The 17,882-nt window shown below is 63.9% G+C and carries 17 protein-coding genes and 1 pseudogene; 5 read left to right on the forward strand and 13 right to left on the reverse strand.

Going from position 1 to position 17,882, the window contains the following annotated elements:
* Position 1: 1 nt before the first annotated feature.
* From HDG33_RS15700 to HDG33_RS15715, 4 genes are all read right to left on the reverse strand, one after another.
* On the reverse strand, positions 2 to 1,579 hold the full coding sequence (locus HDG33_RS15700; protein WP_184029839.1) for an FAD-binding oxidoreductase: 1,578 nt from the start codon (positions 1,577 to 1,579) through the stop codon (positions 2 to 4).
* A 97-nt stretch (positions 1,580 to 1,676) separates the two neighbouring features.
* Positions 1,677 to 2,585, reverse strand: coding sequence for an anti-sigma factor (locus HDG33_RS15705; RefSeq protein ID WP_184029842.1), 909 nt, complete (start codon positions 2,583 to 2,585; stop codon positions 1,677 to 1,679).
* The gene (locus HDG33_RS15710; protein ID WP_184029852.1) at positions 2,585 to 3,145 is read right to left on the reverse strand and encodes a sigma-70 family RNA polymerase sigma factor; all 561 of its coding nucleotides are present in this window, start codon (positions 3,143 to 3,145) and stop codon (positions 2,585 to 2,587) included. The genes HDG33_RS15705 and HDG33_RS15710 overlap by 1 nt, the downstream gene beginning before the upstream one ends.
* 26 nt (positions 3,146 to 3,171) lie before the next feature.
* Positions 3,172 to 3,309, reverse strand: a complete 138-nt coding sequence (locus HDG33_RS15715; protein ID WP_184029857.1) for a hypothetical protein — start codon at positions 3,307 to 3,309, stop codon at positions 3,172 to 3,174.
* Positions 3,310 to 3,747: 438 nt separating this feature from the next.
* Between HDG33_RS15715 and hfq the strand changes: the two genes are divergently transcribed.
* Complete coding sequence (gene hfq / locus HDG33_RS15720; RefSeq protein WP_184029873.1) at positions 3,748 to 4,221, forward strand: RNA chaperone Hfq; 474 nt, start codon at positions 3,748 to 3,750, stop codon at positions 4,219 to 4,221.
* Positions 4,222 to 4,251: 30 nt separating this feature from the next.
* Here hfq and HDG33_RS15725 read toward each other — a convergent pair whose 3' ends face one another.
* On the reverse strand, positions 4,252 to 4,431 hold the full coding sequence (locus tag HDG33_RS15725) for a hypothetical protein (protein WP_409259020.1): 180 nt from the start codon (positions 4,429 to 4,431) through the stop codon (positions 4,252 to 4,254).
* Between the two features lie 273 nt (positions 4,432 to 4,704).
* On the opposite strand from HDG33_RS15725, the gene HDG33_RS15730 reads away from it, so the two are divergent.
* Entirely contained in the window at positions 4,705 to 4,896 is a 192-nt protein-coding gene (locus HDG33_RS15730; protein WP_090805694.1) for a hypothetical protein, read from the forward strand.
* 240 nt (positions 4,897 to 5,136) lie between these two features.
* On the opposite strand, the gene HDG33_RS15735 is transcribed toward HDG33_RS15730, so the two are convergent.
* Entirely contained in the window at positions 5,137 to 5,853 is a 717-nt protein-coding gene (locus tag HDG33_RS15735) for a DUF2968 domain-containing protein (protein WP_184029876.1), read from the reverse strand.
* Positions 5,854 to 5,960: 107 nt separating this feature from the next.
* Positions 5,961 to 6,227: a hypothetical protein gene (locus tag HDG33_RS15740; protein WP_184029879.1), complete on the reverse strand. Its 267-nt coding sequence runs from the start codon at positions 6,225 to 6,227 to the stop codon at positions 5,961 to 5,963.
* Between HDG33_RS15740 and HDG33_RS37315 the strand changes: the two are divergent.
* Together HDG33_RS37315 and HDG33_RS15745 are read left to right on the forward strand one after the other, a co-directional pair.
* Positions 6,148 to 6,345 (forward strand): annotated as a pseudogene (locus tag HDG33_RS37315) (ShlB/FhaC/HecB family hemolysin secretion/activation protein); the annotation flags it as partial. The gene HDG33_RS15740 and the pseudogene HDG33_RS37315 overlap by 80 nt on opposite strands.
* A gap of 201 nt (positions 6,346 to 6,546) precedes the next feature.
* On the forward strand, positions 6,547 to 7,032 hold the full coding sequence (locus HDG33_RS15745; RefSeq protein ID WP_184029882.1) for a DUF2147 domain-containing protein: 486 nt from the start codon (positions 6,547 to 6,549) through the stop codon (positions 7,030 to 7,032).
* Positions 7,033 to 7,191: 159 nt separating this feature from the next.
* Here the strand turns inward: HDG33_RS15745 and HDG33_RS15750 are convergent, their stop codons facing one another.
* The 6 genes from HDG33_RS15750 to typA all read right to left on the reverse strand — a co-directional run bounded on the left by HDG33_RS15750 (position 7,192) and on the right by typA (position 17,029).
* Positions 7,192 to 7,650, reverse strand: a complete 459-nt coding sequence (locus tag HDG33_RS15750; RefSeq protein ID WP_184029885.1) for a transposase — start codon at positions 7,648 to 7,650, stop codon at positions 7,192 to 7,194.
* Between the two features lie 99 nt (positions 7,651 to 7,749).
* The gene (zapE, locus tag HDG33_RS15755; RefSeq protein WP_184029888.1) at positions 7,750 to 8,847 is read right to left on the reverse strand and encodes a cell division protein ZapE; all 1,098 of its coding nucleotides are present in this window, start codon (positions 8,845 to 8,847) and stop codon (positions 7,750 to 7,752) included.
* Positions 8,848 to 8,935: 88 nt separating this feature from the next.
* A complete protein-coding gene (lpdA, locus tag HDG33_RS15760; protein ID WP_184029891.1) occupies positions 8,936 to 10,378 on the reverse strand; it encodes a dihydrolipoyl dehydrogenase in 1,443 nt (480 codons plus the stop codon).
* 138 nt (positions 10,379 to 10,516) lie between these two features.
* The gene (gene odhB / locus HDG33_RS15765; RefSeq protein WP_184029896.1) at positions 10,517 to 11,791 is read right to left on the reverse strand and encodes a 2-oxoglutarate dehydrogenase complex dihydrolipoyllysine-residue succinyltransferase; all 1,275 of its coding nucleotides are present in this window, start codon (positions 11,789 to 11,791) and stop codon (positions 10,517 to 10,519) included.
* A gap of 141 nt (positions 11,792 to 11,932) precedes the next feature.
* Complete coding sequence (locus HDG33_RS15770) at positions 11,933 to 14,794, reverse strand: 2-oxoglutarate dehydrogenase E1 component (RefSeq protein ID WP_184029901.1); 2,862 nt, start codon at positions 14,792 to 14,794, stop codon at positions 11,933 to 11,935.
* A 405-nt stretch (positions 14,795 to 15,199) separates the two neighbouring features.
* Complete coding sequence (typA, locus tag HDG33_RS15775) at positions 15,200 to 17,029, reverse strand: translational GTPase TypA (RefSeq protein WP_184029904.1); 1,830 nt, start codon at positions 17,027 to 17,029, stop codon at positions 15,200 to 15,202.
* 327 nt (positions 17,030 to 17,356) lie between these two features.
* On the opposite strand from typA, the gene HDG33_RS15780 reads away from it, so the two are divergent.
* Positions 17,357 to 17,872 (forward strand): MarR family winged helix-turn-helix transcriptional regulator, encoded by a 516-nt coding sequence (locus HDG33_RS15780; RefSeq protein ID WP_184029907.1) that lies wholly within the window; start codon positions 17,357 to 17,359, stop codon positions 17,870 to 17,872.
* Positions 17,873 to 17,882 lie beyond the last annotated feature (10 nt).

Consider the following 17,882-nt stretch of genomic DNA (forward strand, 5'->3'; position numbering starts at 1 on the left):
TTCACGTGTACCCCCGCCGGTCGCGCCATGCCGCCGGCCAGATGCCCTGCTTGCCCGGCGCGAGAATGCCGTTCGGGTCGAGCGCATCCTTCAGCGTTTCGGCGAAGCGCAGCGACGCACCGTCGTTGAAGCTGTATTGCGCGGCCGCGAAATCCATGTACGCGAGATGCGCGCGATATTCGCCGTAGCCGGCCGCGCGCGCGTCGCTCATCAGCGAGCGCAGCAGCGCGCCGGCCTGCTCCACCTGGTTCGCGTCGTCGCGATCGAAAATCGCCGCGAAAATATGATGCAGATGCCGCGCGCCCGCGGTGAAGCCACCGTAGTAGTCGAAGCCGTATTCGGCGGCGCGCGCTTTCACCATCGTGTACTGGCGCATCGCGTCGCGCCCGGTCGCCGGACAGATCGGCGCGAAGTCGACGTGCGCGCCCGCGCCGCCGCGCCAGTCGAGCATGCGAAACGCGGTCATCGCGGGAATGCCGGCCATGTTGCGATCGCCGCCGCCAGTCGGCTGAGCATCGCCCGCATAGCGCGCCGCCGTGAGCCGCGCCTCTGGCACCCGCGCGAACGCGCGCTCGATCAGCGCGTAGCGCGCATCGATCACCTCGGGCGTGCCGTACAGAGCGAAATGCAGGTTCCAGCGCCCGACGCCGAGTTTGTCGAGCATCGCCTGCACCGCGCTCCCGGGCATCGGGCCCGCGCCGTCGTACCACTGCCGGCGTGGCGACAGGCTCGCCGCGCGCCGCAATCCACCCTCGATCACCGCGTGATTGCGGATCGTGCCGTCGAGCCGCAACGGCCGCAGAATCTCGACGATCTCCTCCAGATCGGCCTCGCGACGAAACTGGATTTCGCCGAGCAGATACGCGGGCGGCGCGGGCATCAGCCACACGCCGAGCTTCGTCACGATGCCGTAGTTCGACTGCGTGAACATCGCATCGAACGACGGCCCGTAGCCCGGCTGATACAGCTGCCACGCAGTGCCGATCTCGACGCCGCCCATGCCGGTGCGCAGCACGTCGCCGTTGGCGAGCACGACCTCCATCCCGCATTGGGCCGCCGCGTGATCGCCGTAGTCGGTATAGCCGAAGCCGCGCTCCAGCGTGTTGCCGACCACGCTGCCCCAGCCGGCAGCCGGTGGATCGACCCACAGCTTGTAGCCCTTGTCGCGCAGATGCGCGTACAGATCGAAATAGCTGACGCCCGGTTCGACCAGCGCGTAGGCGAGCGTTTCGTTGACTTCGAGGATGCGGTTCATGCGCTGCAAGTCGAGCACGACCGAGCCGCTGAGACGCGGCGCCGCGCCGCCGTACGCGAAGTTGCGCCCGGTCGACACGGTCCACAGCGGAATCCGGTACTGATTGGCGATGCGCAGCACCGCGCGGATTTCATCGACCGACGCGGGCAGCAACGCGGCGCTCGCGACAAACGCCCCCGGCTCGCCAGGAGCGAACGGATCGACATAGGCGGCGAGGCCGGCGTCGGAACGCAGCACGTGCGCTTCACCGACGATCGCGCGCCAGCCGGCGAGCGCCCGCTCGAACTGCGCGGCGGACAGGTTGGGCGGCAGCGTCTGGGGCAAGGCGTCTCCTTGTCGGTCGGGTAACCCGCGGGTGCAGTCGCGCGGGCAGCTTATGCGTGCGTCGCCGCTGACGGCCTTGACGACACCCTACCGCCCGCTACTGCTGCCACGTCTCTGGCTTACCACCGAGCGCGCTGCACACGTCGATCGCGATCTCGCGCAGCTTGCCTTCCGCGATCGCGCCAGACAGCGCGTAGCCCATGCCGTCGCTGATCCAGTAGAAGGTGCGGCGGTTGCCGTCGCGAAACAGGCGGAACGCGGTTTCGTCGCGGGTGACGCCGGTCACGTACAGCGTCAGGCGCGCGCCGGCCTGGTTCTCGTACATGAACTGCGCAGCCGGCCCGGCCTCGCCGGGCAACAGCCGGCCGCCCACCAGCGAATAACCATACTCCTGCAGCGACGGCACCGACAGCGGACGATTCAGCCGCTTCGACAGCCAGGTGATCAGATGCTCCTCTTCGCTCGCGGCGACTTCGACCGGATGACGCCGCTCCGGCGAGTACACCGCGTACGCGACATCCGCGCGCTGCGCAAAACCGGCCGGCTGTCCGCCGAAGCCGCTCCACGCGCCGCCGGTCAGCCGCGGTGCGAGCGGACCGAGGGCCAGCGCGAGCCCGGCGCCTGCCGCGAGCCAGCAGGCGGCGAGACCCGCGCGCTGCCACCACGGCCGCGTCCGACGCACGACGATAAAAGCCGGCTCCTCCGCCTCCGTGGGCTGGCTGCCTGCATAGCTTCGCTCGCCGGCTTCAGCGGTTTGCTGCCGATCGTCGGCCCGCTGCCCTGCTTGCGCTTGCCGCGCATCGCTGTCCGGCGCGCCGCACAGCGCCCGCAGCGCCGCCTTCTGCGCGCGCCACGCGGCCACGCGCGCGGTGGCCTGCGGATGCTGGCGAAGCTGCGTTTCGATCGCGGCGCGCTGCTCTTCCGGCAATTCGCCATCGACATAGGCCGACAGCGCGCGCAGATCGAGCTCGTCCTTCAAGCCGGAATCGGAGTCATCGTTGTTCATTATCGGTTTCTCACCACTTTCAGCGGCGCGACTTTATGCGCCGCCCGCGGCGCACGGGGCTGCGGTCCGTGCATCGGCCCTGGCGGCTCCTCGCACAGCAACGCGCGCATATGCTCGCGCGCGCGCGACAGCCGCGACATCACCGTACCGATCGGCACCCCCAGCGCGCTCGATGCCTCCTGGTACGACAGCTCCTCGACGCACACCAGCAGCAGCACCTCACGCTGCTCGAGCGGCAGGCAGTACAGCGCGCGCTGCACGTCGCGCAGCACCAGACCGTCGACCTCACCGTGCGGCGCCTCGAGATTGCGCCACGGCGCGCTTTCGTCGTCGACGGCGATCTCGCGGCGCCCGCGCAGCTGGTCGATGTACAGATGCCGCAGGATCGTCAGCAGCCACGCGCGCAGGTTGCTGTTTGGCCGGAATGCCGACCAGCGCGCGAGCGCGCGCTCCGCCGTATCCTGCACGAGATCGTCGGCCCAGGCGCGGTCGCCCGTCAGTGCGCGCGCATAGCGGCGCAGCTGGGGCAGCCACGCGATCACTTCCGCTTCGAATGTCACCCGGCGTGCCAGGCCCGGTCGCGGCGTTAGTAGCCGCCGCCGCTGCTGTTGCTGTTGCTGTTCGAACCCGACGCGGCGTTGTCGGTATCGGCCGCGTGCGCGAGGGAGCCGCACGCGAGCGCGAGCAGGACGAAGAGCGCTGACAGAATACGGGATGCTTTCATGGTGAGCCTCCTGGCAGATGCCCGGCACGCGATCGACCGACCGGCGCGGCGGGCGGCAGGCCGCGGGATGCGGTGCTGCCATACTGGACTTAACGCCGCGATCGCGTGGTTTATTCCATCGCCGTCGTGGCGCTGTTTCGCTGCGCTGTTTCTCCGGGCTTTTTCGCGGCGCGTCGACGCCGCCGCCGTGGTCTCGCAACATGCCCCTATGTTCTTCCTTTTCCGCCAACCATGCCGGCAATGCCTGGAGAGACCGGAAGAAGACGACATTGACCAGCAGATTCGTAACTCAACGTTACAGTCCCGCGTTATCGGATGCTTATGTGCTCGCAAGTCGTTATAGTGGACAAAGTTCGCCCCGTCGACGCGCTCTGCCCCCGCATAGGGGAGAAAGGGTAGAATCGCGGCGAACCACCGTCTATCTAACCTGAATTGTCCATGGCTTCCGCAGAATCGCATCCGCAAAACGACTTCATGAACGCTGCGCGCAAGGAACGAAAGCGCGTCGAGATCTATCTGGTCAACGGCATCCGCCTGACCGGATGCATCGAGTCGTTCGATCAGTACCTGGTGATGCTGCGCACGCCGGTTGGCCTGCAAGGCATCTACAAGCGCGCGATCTCCACGATCCAGCTCGACACCGGCACGCGGCCGGCGCCGCGCACGGGCCGAACGTCGCATGGCGAACATGGCGCGCGCGGTCCCCATGGTTCGCGCGAACATCGCGAGCCGCGCGAAGGGCGTGAATCGTACGGCACGCCGTCGGCGGAACGCGCGCCGAGCGAGCGCAGCGGCAACTCCGAAGGTCCGGTGGTCGTCACGCGGCGGCGGCGTCTGTTCGGCACCGGCGGCGAAAGCGGCAATCATGGCGGCAACCACGGCGGCGGCAGCCCCGGCGGCAATCAGGAATAAATACGAAGAAGCTGTAGCGGTCGCGCCTCGCTACTCCGCGGACGAACCGAGGCGCCGCAGAATTTTCTCCAGTTGGGTCAGCTGACGCTCGGTCAGCTCGAATCTCCCCTTGACCGCCAGCACGCGGCGCCGCCAGTAGCCGGCGTCGAACAGGTGCAGCGCCAGTAGCCGGCGTCGAACAGGTGCAGCGCCGGTTGCCGCGTCGCCCAATCCAGGTGTTCCAGTTCGGCTTCCAGCACGTGGGCTGCGAGCACTCGTCGCGAGCCCGCCGGCTTTTCCCCGTTCATCTGGTTCGCTGTGTGATGGATCGATGGAGGTGTCGTTCGCGGCTCGAGCGCGGCTCAAGCGCGGCCGGGTCACCACTCGGAGAACGAATCGATGCCGGCCGGCTTTAAACGACGCGCCTGCGCCATCTGGCGGTCGTTCACCGATAGCCGCGATGCGCTATGCTGAATGATCGACCCTCTACCGATGGAGCGCGCCATGACCAGCAAAAACCAGCATGCCTCCCGACCGGCGCGCACGCGCCGGACGCCCCCGACGTCCGCCGATACGCGGCTCGACGAAGCGCTGATGGAAAGCTTTCCCGCCAGCGATCCGATCGCCGTCGACGTGACGCAGCCGCCTCGCGAACGGATGCGCAAAACGCAAGCGGATACGCGCAAGCGGCATTGAAATCGCGCCGTCTTGCGTCGTACGACGGCGGCGCACGACGACACGGCAACGAGCCGTCAGGGCTCGCGAAAAATGCCGAGTGCAAATGCCGAAAAGCCCGGCGGCAAAGTGCGATGCGCGGGCTGGCGGGGTATGGAAAGCACCGATCAAACATAACAACGGTAACGCCCGCGGACGAGCCGGACGGCGCACCGATTTCCGCGCCGTCCCGCCACTCCACCCAGGCTCACACCGTCGTGCTCAATGCACCGGCAAGCCGCTATTGAGCTGACGCTGCAGGTCGCGCACCTGGCGCTGCGCGACGCGCAACTGATCCTGCGCGGCGGCCTTCTGCTGCGCCAGTTCGGTCGCCTCGGCGCGCTTCTGCTCCTGCTGGCTCGCGACGATGCTTTGCTGCTGACGCGCGACGTCGAGGTCGGCCTGCAGCCGGCTCGCGCGTTCCTGCGACAGCGCGACCATGCGCTGCGTGAACGCCTTCTGCGCTTCGAGTTGCGTACGGCGGATCTCGATGTCCGACAGTTGCATCGTCTGCCGCGCGAAATCCTTGTAGATCAGCTCGGCGCGCGCGGCGTCCTGCGACTTGATCACGCGCCAGAAGTTTTTCTGCTGGAACAGCGCGACGTAGTAGGTCATCTCCTTGCCGTAGAACAGCAGGCTCGCGCCATAGCTGCCGTTATACGTGGTGCGCAATTCGCTCAGATCCGGGCCGTGGATCATCTGCTGCAATTCAGCCACGTTCCCGGTGGCGGATTGCCGGTTTTCATCCGGCGTCAGTGCAGTGGTTTCCGCCTGGCCGGCCTGCGAGGTGTCGGGCAACGCACTCGTCGTACCCGGCTGGGACACGACCGTACCGCTCGCACCACTGTTCTCCAGAGCCTGTGCATTCGCGCCCTGAAGGGCCCCCAATACGATGCATGCGGCCAGAGCAATCTCTCGTAGCTTCGACTTTCGGTCCATGTGATACCTGTTGAACAGATTTTGTTTTAGTAGAAAACGGGGAATTATTACTCACTTTCGCGGGTTTCGGGCTCTTCGTCGAAAATATGGTACTTGCGCGTTTGCTTCTATAACAGGCACAAGCGTAGTCCCGCCTCACCGGCGCGGCGGTAGACGACGATCCGTTCGATTCCCTGCCGCTGATCGAGGCGCCCCACGGCGGTCCGAACCTGACCGTGCAGGTCGCCGGCGGGAAGTCGATTTCGTTCGACGAAGTCGCGCAACGCTTCACACCGCTCGTCGGCCAGGACATGCCATGAGCCGGGCGATGCGTCGGGCGATTCCGGCTGGGGCGCGACGGTCGAGGCCAACCGGCCGATCACGCTCGGCTTCACCTATGCGTACTGCGACAGCCTCGATGCGTCCGTCGGAAAAGCGGTCGGTGATGCGCCGGTGGAGAGCGCATCGCACAGTCCGCGCATCAACGCGAGGTTCTGCTACCAGCTGAATTGACACGCTTCAGAAGTGCCGCGAGCGGATTAGAAGCTCCACTATCAAACGACGCATGCACTTTCGCGTATTCTGCGCTGACGATGCAAACGGCACACCGCTGGCACCGTTACGGATCGCGAGGGCTGGTACCGCACATCCGACCACGATGCCCATAACACCGCGCGACCATGATCGCGCTGTCTCATATCAAGGAGGAAAGCAATGACGCGATTCACTCGACGTGCCGGCGCGCTTGCGCTGCGCACCGCCCGTCACGCCGCGCTCGCCGGCGCCCTGCTCGCCAGCGCCGTGACCGCGATGGCGCAGACCGATACACCGATCGGCACGTGGCAAACCATCGACGATCACACGGGCCAGCCGAAGGCGCTCGTGCAGATCACACAAGACGGCAATGGCGAACTGAACGGCAAGGTTATCAAGGGTCTCGGCGCGAACGATCAGCCGGATCGCCGTTGCACCGAATGCACCGACGCGCGCAAGGATCAACCGCTCCTCGGCATGACCATCATCAACAGCATGAAGAAGGATGGCGACGCGTGGGATCACGGCCAGATTCTCGATCCTGAAAACGGCAAGGTCTACAAATGCAAGATGCATCTCGAGGACGGCGGCAACAAGCTCGTGGTGCGTGGCTACATTGGGGTCGCGCTGCTTGGCCGCTCGCAAACGTGGATACGGCAGCAATGAGGGTCGACGTGCGGCGCATGCGTGGCGCCCGGCACGTCGCCTGAATGTGCGCATGATGCTGCAACGATGCGCGCTCGGCGCCAGGAGGTGCAACATAAAAAACGGCCGGCGATCAAGAATCGCGCGGCCGTTTTCATTGGGGCAAGCTGTTTGCGATGGTCATGCTGCCTGCTTGAGCGGTGCAGCGTAAGCGATCGGCGACGCCGGCACCGACGTGGCCGGTACCGGATTGTATGCGGCGGCCGGAACACGAAACGCCGCGGGCACGCGCTTGGACGCGGCGCGCTTGTGCTGCACGCTCGCGTGCGTGCGCATACGCGCTTCCATCAATCTGCAGAAATCTTCACTCGCGGTGCCGAGCAGTTGCTCCGTGACGTGCTTGAGCACGCCCGATTCGTACCACGACTTGAAGCGGCGATGACAGGTCTGATATGGCGGGTAGCGGCGCGGCATTGCGGACCAGGTGGCGCCGCTATACATGACCCAAAGCACGCCGTTGAGCACCGAGCGGGTATTGGCAAGTGGACGGCCACGCATTTCGGTACGCGGCCGGAGTTCGGGCAGCAGTGGCGCAACGCGCTGCCATTCTTCATCGGTGATTTCGCGATACGGGTTCATGCTTCCTCCTTTGTCAGAACAACGACAAAAGATAGCCAGTCATCCGTGCGCTGTATATCAGACCACTCCGATTCCTGAAAATGTGTCGTGCGCGGTAGCTCAGGTTAGGGACGTGTCGACGATCCGGCGCGGCGTGTCGAGATACTCCTTCGACTGCATCTCGACGATGCGCGACACCGTACGCGTGAATTCATTAGCCATCGGACCGTCGACGTACAACTGCTCCGGCGGCACCGCAGCCGACATCAACAGCTTGACCTTGTGGTCGTAGAACACGTCGATGAGCCACGTGAAGCGGCGCGCTTCCGACGCCATGCGCACCGACATCTGCGGCACGTCCGACAGGATCACCGCGTGAAAGCGGGTCGCGAGTTCGAGGTAGTCGTTCTGCGAGCGCGGGCCCCCGCACAGCGTCGCGAAGTCGAACCAGACCACGCCGTCCGCGCGGCGCAGCGCCTTCAGCTCGCGCTTCTCGATATGCAGCAGCGGGCTTTCGTCGGGCACCGCGGCGAGGCGCGCGAAGGCGTCGCGCAGCGCCTTGCCGGCGGCGGCGTCCAATGGCGTGTGATAGACCTCCACCTGCGCGAGCGTGCGCTGGCGATAATCGATCCCCGCATCGACGTTGATCACGTCGAGCTTCTGCTTGATCAGTTCGATCGCGGGCAGCATGCGGTCGCGATGCAGGCCGTCCGGGTACAGCGTGTCGGGCGCGTAGTTTGACGTCATCACGAACTGCACGCCGTTCTCGAACAGCTTGTCGAGCAGGCGATACAGGATCATCGCGTCGGCGATATCCGACACGTGGAATTCGTCGAAACAGATCAGCCGATAGCGCTTCGCAATGCGGCGCGCGAGTTCGTCGAGCGGATCGGCCCGGCCTTTGAGTTCTTCGAGTTCGCGATGCACTTCGCGCATGAACTCGTGGAAGTGCAGACGGGTTTTGCGATGCAACGGCACGATCATGTAGAAGCTGTCCATCAGGAAGCTCTTGCCGCGGCCCACGCCGCCCCACATGTACACGCCGCGCGGCAGATCGGGGTGAATGATCAGCTTCCTGAACGCGTTCGAGCGGCGCGACTTGTATGCGACCCACTCTTCAAAGCACCGCTGCAGGCGGTCGACCGCCGCGCGCTGCGCCGGATCGGATTGATAACCGCGCGTCTGCAGTTCTTTTTCGTAGTATTCGGTGACGTTCATCGTGTTGCTGCAAAAAGAAAGGCGGGAGGGATTGAACCCCGCCCGCCTTTGGTGATGCTAAGGTTGCGTTTCGGTCAGGCGTGCGTGCTTACATGTTCAGCGCGCGCTTGTCGACGGCGAGTGCCGCTTCGCGCATGACTTCCGACAGCGACGGGTGCGGATGGCAAATACGGCCGATGTCTTCCGACGCCGCCTTGAACTCCATCGCCACCACGGCTTCCGCGATCAGGTCCGATGCGTTCGCCGAGATGATGTGCACGCCGAGCAGTTCGTCGGTCTTCGCGTCGGCGATCATCTTGACGAAACCGTCCGCCTTGTTGATGCCGAGCGCGCGGCCGTTAGCCATGAACGGGAACTGGCCGGTCTTGATCTCGCGGCCTTCCGCCTTCAGTTGCTGCTCCGTCTTGCCGACCCATGCGATTTCCGGTTCGGTGTAGATCACCCACGGAATGCAGTTGTAGTCGATGTGCGGCTTCTGACCGTCGATCACTTCGGCAACCAGCACGCCTTCGTCCTCAGCCTTGTGCGCGAGCATCGGGCCACGCACCACGTCACCAATCGCGTACACGTTCGGCACGGCCGTCGCGCAGTGGTCGTCCACGTCGATGAAGCCGCGCTCGTTGGCCTTCAGGCCGATCGCTTCGAGGCCGAGGTTGTCGGTGTTCGGCACGCGGCCGACCGACACGACCAGGCGGTCGGCTTCGAGCGTCTGCGCGTTGCCGTCCTTGTCCGTGTAGGCGATCGTCACGCCGTTTTCGCTCGTCTTCACTTCGCCGACCTTCACGCCGACGCGGATGTCGAGACCTTGCTTCTTGAACTGCTTGGCCGCTTCCTTCGACAGCGCCTGGTCAGCCACGCCGAGGAATTCCGGCAGCGCTTCGAGCACGGTCACGTCCGCGCCGAGGCGGCGCCAGACCGAGCCGAGTTCCAGACCGATCACGCCTGCGCCGATCACGGCGAGCTTCTTCGGTGCCGTGTCGAACGAGAGTGCGCCTTCGTTGTCGGCGATCAGCTTGTTGTCGACCGGAATGCCCGGCAGATGACGCGCCTTCGAACCCGTTGCGATGATCACGTTCTTCGCCGTGACGACTTCGCTGCTTGCACCATCTTCGCCTTCGCCGCTCACTTCGATCTGCACGCCGGCGTCCGTCTTGCCGGTGAACTTGCCATGGCCCTTGAGCCACGTGATCTTGTTCTTGCGGAACAGGAATTCGATGCCCTTGGTCATCTTCTCGACGATGCCGTCCTTGCGGCCCATCATCTTCGAGATATCGACCGAAACGTTTTCCACCGAGATGCCGTGGTCGGCAAGGTGATGCGACGCGTTCTCGAACTCTTCCGACGAAGCGAGCAATGCCTTCGACGGAATGCAGCCGACGTTCAGGCAGGTGCCGCCGAGCTTCAGCGTGCCGGCCGGGTTCTTCCACTTTTCGATACATGCGACGGTCTTGCCGAGCTGCGCTGCGCGGATGGCGGCGATATAACCGCCAGGGCCTGCGCCGATCACGACGACGTCAAATTCTTTGGACATGACAATCCCTTTGATGGCGGAACGGCGCCGGGCCACCCGAGGTGGCGCGCGCCGTTCCTGTACTGCGGAATGCTAAAGACGTGCTACGGATGACGCCGGCCCGCGCAAACCGCCGGCCGGCGTCGGTGGAACGTGCGCTTACAGGTCGAGCAGCAGGCGAGCCGGATCTTCCAGCGCATCCTTCATCGCGACCAGCGACAGCACTGCTTCGCGGCCGTCGATGATACGGTGGTCGTACGACAGCGCGAGGTAGTTCATCGGGCGGATCACGATCTGGCCGTTTTCGACCACTGCGCGTTCCTTGGTGGCGTGCACGCCGAGAATCGCGGACTGCGGCGGGTTGATGATCGGGGTGGACAGCATCGAGCCGAACACGCCGCCGTTCGAGATCGAGAACGTACCGCCGGTCATTTCTTCGATGGACAGCTTGCCGTCCTTCGCCTTCTGGCCAAATTCGGCGATCTTCTTCTCGATGTCGGCGAGGCTCAGCTGATCTGCATTGCGCAGGATCGGCACCACCAGACCGCGCGGCGAACCGACAGCGATACCGATGTCGAAGTAGCCGTGGTAGACGATGTCGTTACCGTCGATCGACGCGTTCACGAGCGGGAACTTCTTCAGCGCGTGAACAGCCGCCTTCACGAAGAACGACATGAAGCCGAGCTTCACGCCGTGTTCCTTCTCGAACTTGTCCTTGTACTTGTTGCGCAGCTCCATGACCGGCGCCATGTTCACTTCGTTGAACGTCGTGAGGATGGCGTTGGTTTGCTGCGACTCGAGCAGACGCTCGGCGATACGAGCACGCAGACGCGACATCGGCACGCGCTGTTCCGGACGGTCCTTCAGCCATTGATCGGCCGATGCCGGGGCCTTGACGTCCGGCAGCGACGGCTTCGCAGCCTTCGGTGCGGCAGCCGGAGCCGGTGCGGCCTTGGCAGCCGGAGCAGCCTGGCCGGCGACGAGCACGTCGCCCTTCGTGATACGGCCGTCGCGGCCGGTGCCGGCGACGTCGCCCGCAGCCAGACCCTTCTCTGCCATCAGCTTGCCGGCAGCCGGCGAAGCAGCGGTGTTCGACCCCGTTGCCACAGCGGCCTGAGCCGCCGGTGCGGGAGCCGCAGCCGCGACCGGAGCCGGCTTCACTTCGGCTTCGACAGCGGCGGCGCCTGCGGTGCCTTCCGTGTCGATCTTCGCGATCACCTGCTCAGCCGTCACCGTGTCGCCGTCGTTCGAAATGACTTGCGCGAGCACGCCTGCTGCCGGTGCCGGCACTTCGAGCACGACCTTGTCGGTCTCGATTTCGATGAGGATTTCGTCCTGAGCGACAGCCTCGCCCGGCTTCTTCTTCCACTGCAGCATGGTCGCTTCCGAGACCGACTCGGAGAGCTGGGGAACCTTGACTTCAACAATAGCCATTATGAGTATCCTGAATACGTATCGGGTGACGGCGCTTCTTCACGACCGCCTGCGAACCGTGAACGCCGCGCCTGAACCTCATGGGAAACGTTCGGCGCGGCGCGGGAAAGCGCACTGCGCTTTCCCGGCTCGTCTGTTTCTTTATTTAGCGATCGACGCGCTCTTGAGACGGCCGAAAGCGCCTTCGATCAGCGCCTTCTGCTGCTCGTAGTGCTTCGCGTAGTAGCCGACTGCAGGCGAAGCCGAAGCCGGACGGCCGCTGTACGCCAGCTTCTGCCCTTCCTTCATGCCTTCCTTCAGATGGTGCTCGATGTAGAACCACGGGCCCTGATTCTGCGGCTCGTCCTGCACCCACACCACTTCGGTTGCGTTGTCGTACTTCTTCATTTCCGCTTCGAACTGCTTGTGCGCGAATGGATAGAGCTGTTCGATACGGATGATCGCGACGTCGTTCACCTTCGCTTCGCGGCGATGCGCGACCAGGTCGTAGTACACGCGGCCCGAGCAGGCCAGCACGCGCTTGACCTTCTTCGCGTCGATGGTTTCGTCCACTTCGCCGATGACCGGCTGGAACGAACCCTTCGCGAGTTCCGACAGATCCGACACGGCTTCCTTGTGACGCAGCAACGACTTCGGCGTCGCGACGATCAGCGGCTTGCGGAACAGGCGGATCATCTGGCGACGCAGCAGGTGGAAGACCTGCGCCGGCGTGGTCGGCTGAACGACCTGCATGTTGTGGTCTGCGCACAGTTGCAGGAAACGCTCGATACGCGCCGACGAGTGCTCCGGACCCTGGCCTTCGTAGCCGTGCGGCAGCAGCATGGTCAGGCCCGACACGCGGCCCCACTTCACTTCGCCCGACGAGATGAACTGGTCGATCACGACTTGCGCGCCATTCACGAAGTCGCCGAACTGCGCTTCCCACGCGACGAACGTGTTCGGTTCAGCGGTCGAGTAACCGTATTCGAAGCCGAGCACCGCTTCTTCCGACAGCACCGAGTCGATCACCGTGAACTTCGCCTGACCTTCGGCGATGTTCTGCAGCGGCACGTAGGTGCCGTCGTTCCAGCGCTCGCGGTTCTGGTCGTGCAGCACTGCGTGACGGTGCGTGAACGTGCCGCGGCCCGAATCCTGACCGGTCAGGCGCACGGCATAACCGGATGCGACCAGCGACGCGAACGCGAGGTGCTCGCCCATGCCCCAGTCGAGCTTCGCTTCGCCGCGGCCCATGGCGCGACGGTCGTTGATCACGCGCTCGACGAGCGGGTGAACCTTGAAGTTTTCCGGAATCGTGGTGATGCGTTCGGCGAGGCGCTTCAGTTCCGCGAGCGGCACGGCCGTGTCGGCCGCGTCGGTCCACTTGCGGTTAAGGAACGGCACCCAGTCCACCGCGTACTTGCTCTTGTAGTTCGAGAGCACCGGGTCGACCGTGTGGTGGCCCTCGTCCATCGCCCTGCGATAAGCCTTGACGAATTCCTCGCCATCCTCGGCCTTGATGACGCCCTGCTGAACAAGCTTTTCAGCGTACAGCGCGCGCGTGCCGGGGTGCTTCGAAATCGTCTTGTACATCAGCGGCTGCGTGACCGCCGGGGTGTCCTGCTCGTTGTGGCCCAGCTTGCGGAAGCAGACGATGTCGACGACGACGTCCTTGTGGAACTGCATGCGGAAGTCGATCGCCATCTGGGTGGCCAGCACGACCGCTTCGGGATCGTCACCGTTCACGTGCAGCACCGGCGCTTCGATCATCTTGACGACGTCCGAGCAGTACAACGTGGAGCGCGAGTCGCGCGGGTCCGACGTCGTGAAGCCGATCTGGTTGTTGATGACGATGTGCAGCGTGCCGTGCGTGCCATAACCGCGCGTTTGCGCGAGGTTCAGCGTTTCCATCACGACGCCCTGGCCGGCGAACGCCGCGTCGCCGTGGATCTGCACCGGCAGCACCTGAACGCCGTTTTCGTCGCCGCGACGGTCCATACGCGCCTTCGCCGAGCCCTCGACCACCGGGTTGACGATTTCGAGGTGCGACGGGTTGAACGCGAGCGACAGGTGAACCGGGCCGCCTTCCGTCGCGACGTCCGACGAGAAGCCCTTGTGGTACTTCACGTCGCCAGCCGGCAGATCATCGACGTGCTTGCCTTCGAATTCGGCGAACAGGTCTGCCGGCATCTTGCCGAGCGTATTGACCAGCACGTTCAAACGGCCACGGTGAGCCATCGCGATGACGATTTCCTGAACGCCGCGCAGACCGCCGTGACGCACGACTTCGTCCATCGCCGCGATGAAGCTCTCGCCGCCTTCGAGCGAGAAGCGCTTCTGCCCGACGTACTTGGTGTGCAGGAAACGCTCGAGGCCTTCGGCGGCCGTCAGGCGATTCAGGATGTGCTTCTTCTTGTCGTTGTTGAAGCTCGGCGTCGAACGGATCGATTCGAGGCGTTCCTTCCACCAGCGCTTCTGCTCCGGATCGCTGATGTACATGTACTCGGCGCCGATCGTGCCGCAGTACGTGTCGCGCAGGGCTTTGACGATCTCGCGCAGCGTCGCGCGCTCGAACCCGAAGTACAGATTCGTTGCGCTGAACTCCTGGTCCATGTCGGCTTCGGTGAAGTCGTAGAACGCGGGTTCAAGTTCGGGGATCGCGGGACGCTCGCGGCGCTTCAGAGGATCGAGATTGGCCCATTGCGAGCCGAGGAAGCGATATGCGCCGATGAGGGACTGGACGTAAACCTGTTTGCGGGCGGTTGCGAGATCTTCGCCGCCGGCCGTTGCGCGCGGTAGGAAGGCATTGGCCTTGGCGCGCTGGGCAAACGATTCGACGATCGGGCCATGGGCCACGTCGTTGGCGTTGCTGCCGTCCGATGCGGGCACGTTCTGCAACGCATCGAAATAGCTGCGCCAGGTCTCGGGCACTGACGCCGGATTATCGAGATACGCTTCGTACATTTCTTCAACGTACGGAGCATTGCCGCCGAACAGATAAGAGTTCGACTGGAATTGCTTCATCATTTTTACGCTCACCTTTCTTCGAGTTTCTCGAGAAATAGCGGGTTACCGAACCTTCCGCGACACGGCCTGACCGTTTAGCGGATTGCGCGAATCAAGTCTTGCTTGGAAGGACCTAAAACTTTGCACCCGGGAGCATAGCACAGAACGAATAGTCCAGATAGTGAACGGCACAGGCGCAGAGCCTGTGATGGCGGGCGTTTCGCGGGCGACGGGGTGCCTTTTCACAGCGCGCAACAGTGTTCTGTGAGAAATGAAGGCGAACAGCGCAATGGGTGTCTACATGTGTTCCGCCCCTGAAAGTGGCAGGCATGATGCAGCGCCAAACGTTTTGATGCGCCAAAAACAAGGAAGCCACCCGAAGGTGGCTTCCGCTTCCTGCTATCCAGACGGATATTCGAGTCCGGCTTATTCGCCGGCAACCTTGTTGCGGCTCGCGCTGCGGCGCTCGTGTTCCTTCAGGTAGCGCTTGCGCAGACGGATCGACTTTGGCGTGACTTCGACCAGCTCGTCGTCGTCGATGAACTCGACCGCGTATTCGAGCGACAGCTGAACCGGCGGCACGAGACGCACGGCTTCGTCGGTGCCAGACGCGCGCACGTTGGTAAGCTGCTTGCCCTTGATCGGGTTCACGACGAGATCGTTGTCGCGGCTGTGGATGCCGATGATCATGCCTTCATACAGCGCTTCTCCCGGCGCCACGAACATGCGGCCGCGGTCCTGCAGCTTCCACAGTGCGTACGCGACTGCCGCGCCGTCGTCCTGCGAGATCAGCACGCCGTTGCGACGTTCGCCGACTGCGCCTTCCTTGACCGGCTGGTAAGAATCGAACGTGTGGCTCATCAGACCCGTACCGCGCGTGAGCGTGAGGAATTCCGACTGGAAGCCGATCAGACCACGCGCCGAAATACGGTACTCGAGACGCGTGCGGCCACGGCCGTCCGATGCCATGTCGAGCATTTCGCCCTTGCGGCGGCCAAGTTCTTCCATCACGCCGCCCTGGTGGGTGTCTTCCATGTCGACGGTCAGATTTTCGTACGGCTCGTGCTTCTCGCCGTCGATTTCCTGCATCACGACGCGCGGACGCGACACGGCCAGCTCGTAGCCTTCGCGGCGCATGTTTTCGACCAGAATGGTCAGGTGCAGCTCACCGCGGCCGGCCACTTCGAACGTCGTTTCGTCGCCGGTGTCGCGCACGCGCAGCGCGACGTTGTGATTCAGTTCCTTCATCAGGCGGTCGCGAATCTGGCGGCTCGTGACGAACTTGCCTTCACGGCCCGCGAGCGGCGAGGAGTTGACGAGGAAGTTCATCGTCAGCGTGGGTTCGTCGACGGTGATCATCGGCAGCGCTTCCGGCTGTTCCGGCGAGCAGATCGTCACGCCGATGCCCACTTCCTCGATACCGTTGATCAGCACGATGTCGCCCGCCTCGGCCGAGTCGACCTGCACGCGATCGAGACCCTTGAACGACAGCACCTGGTTGATCTTGCGATTGAGGATTTCGCCTTCCGGGCCCAAGCGCACCGCGACGGCCATGCCCGGCTTGATGCGGCCGCGCGTGATACGGCCAATGCCGATACGACCAACGTACGACGAGTAGTCGAGCGACGTGATTTGCAGTTGCAGCGGACCTTCCGGGTCGGCCGGGCGCACCGGCACGTGCTGCAGGATTGCCTCGAACAAAGGACGCATGTCGCCGTCGCGTACATCAGGCGTGAGACCCGCGTAGCCGTTCAGGCCCGATGCGTAGACGATCGGAAAGTCGAGCTGCTCTTCGCTGGCGCCGAGCTTGTCGAACAGGTCGAAGGTCTGGTTGATCACCCAGTCGATCCGCGCGCCCGGACGGTCGACCTTGTTGACCACGACGATCGGCTTCAAACCCAGTGCGAGCGCCTTCTTCGTGACGAAGCGGGTTTGCGGCATCGGGCCTTCCACCGCGTCAACGAGCAGCAGCACCGAGTCGACCATCGACAGCACGCGCTCCACTTCGCCGCCGAAGTCGGCGTGCCCCGGCGTGTCGACGATATTGATGTGCGTGCCCTCGTACTCCACCGCGCAGTTTTTCGACAGGATCGTGATGCCGCGCTCTTTTTCGATGTCGTTCGAGTCCATCACGCGCTCGGCGATCTGCTGGTTCTCGCGGAACGTGGCGGTCTGACGGAGGAGCTGGTCGACGAGCGTGGTCTTGCCGTGGTCGACGTGAGCAATGATGGCGATGTTGCGTAGGGCGCGGGTCATAGGAAACCTGAAGACGGTTGAGTGCGCCGCTTGCTTATGCTGCTGGTTGAGGAGCCAAACCACGACAACAAGCCCAAAGCGCACTTTTGGGAACCCAAAATTATAGCACGCACGGATGATCCTTTTCTGGTATTCCCCGATAGACCGTCCGCTCTCCGCGCCTGCGGCGAGTTGCGCGAATCGCGCCTTGCCCCGCCCTACGCCATTCCGTACGGTTTGTTGCTTGAGCGCGAAATAATCCTTGCCTAAGCTGTATTAACGCTTGTCGCGTCAATCAACAGCCAGCTATACTAATGCCTAGTCAACCATTGCATTCGCACGAGAATCATGACGGAGCCGTCCAACGAATCCACGCCGGATCTCAGCGAGTACCAGCTCGGCGAAAGCGTCGGCTATCTCATCTCACGGGTGAAGTCGACCCTATCAAACCTGATCACGCAGCGCAGCATGGCCGAACTCGGCATCACCAGCCAGCAAGGCAGCATCCTGTTCATGGTGGCAAGCGGCAAATGCCTGCTCGCGGCTGAGTTGGCGCGTGAATACGGTATCGACGCAAGCGCCGTCACGCGCCTGATCGATCGGCTCGAGAAGCGCGGCCTGCTCACGCGGGTGCGCAGTAACGAAGACCGCCGCGTCGTGCGCCTCGCGTTGACGCCGGAAGGCCATGCGATCGCGGCTCGCATGCCGGCCATTTTCAATGGCGTGCTCGATAACCTGCTGAACGGGTTCACCCCGGAAGAAGTGGGCTTCCTGAAGAGCATGCTGCGTCGCGTGCTCGTCAATTCCGGCGAACACACGGGACTTTCCCGCGACGCCGCAAGCCATCCCGATAGCAAATCGTAATAGCTTGCTT

This window comes from Paraburkholderia sp. Cpub6, from assembly GCF_014201065.1.
GTDB classification, from domain to species: domain Bacteria; phylum Pseudomonadota; class Gammaproteobacteria; order Burkholderiales; family Burkholderiaceae; genus Paraburkholderia; species Paraburkholderia tuberum.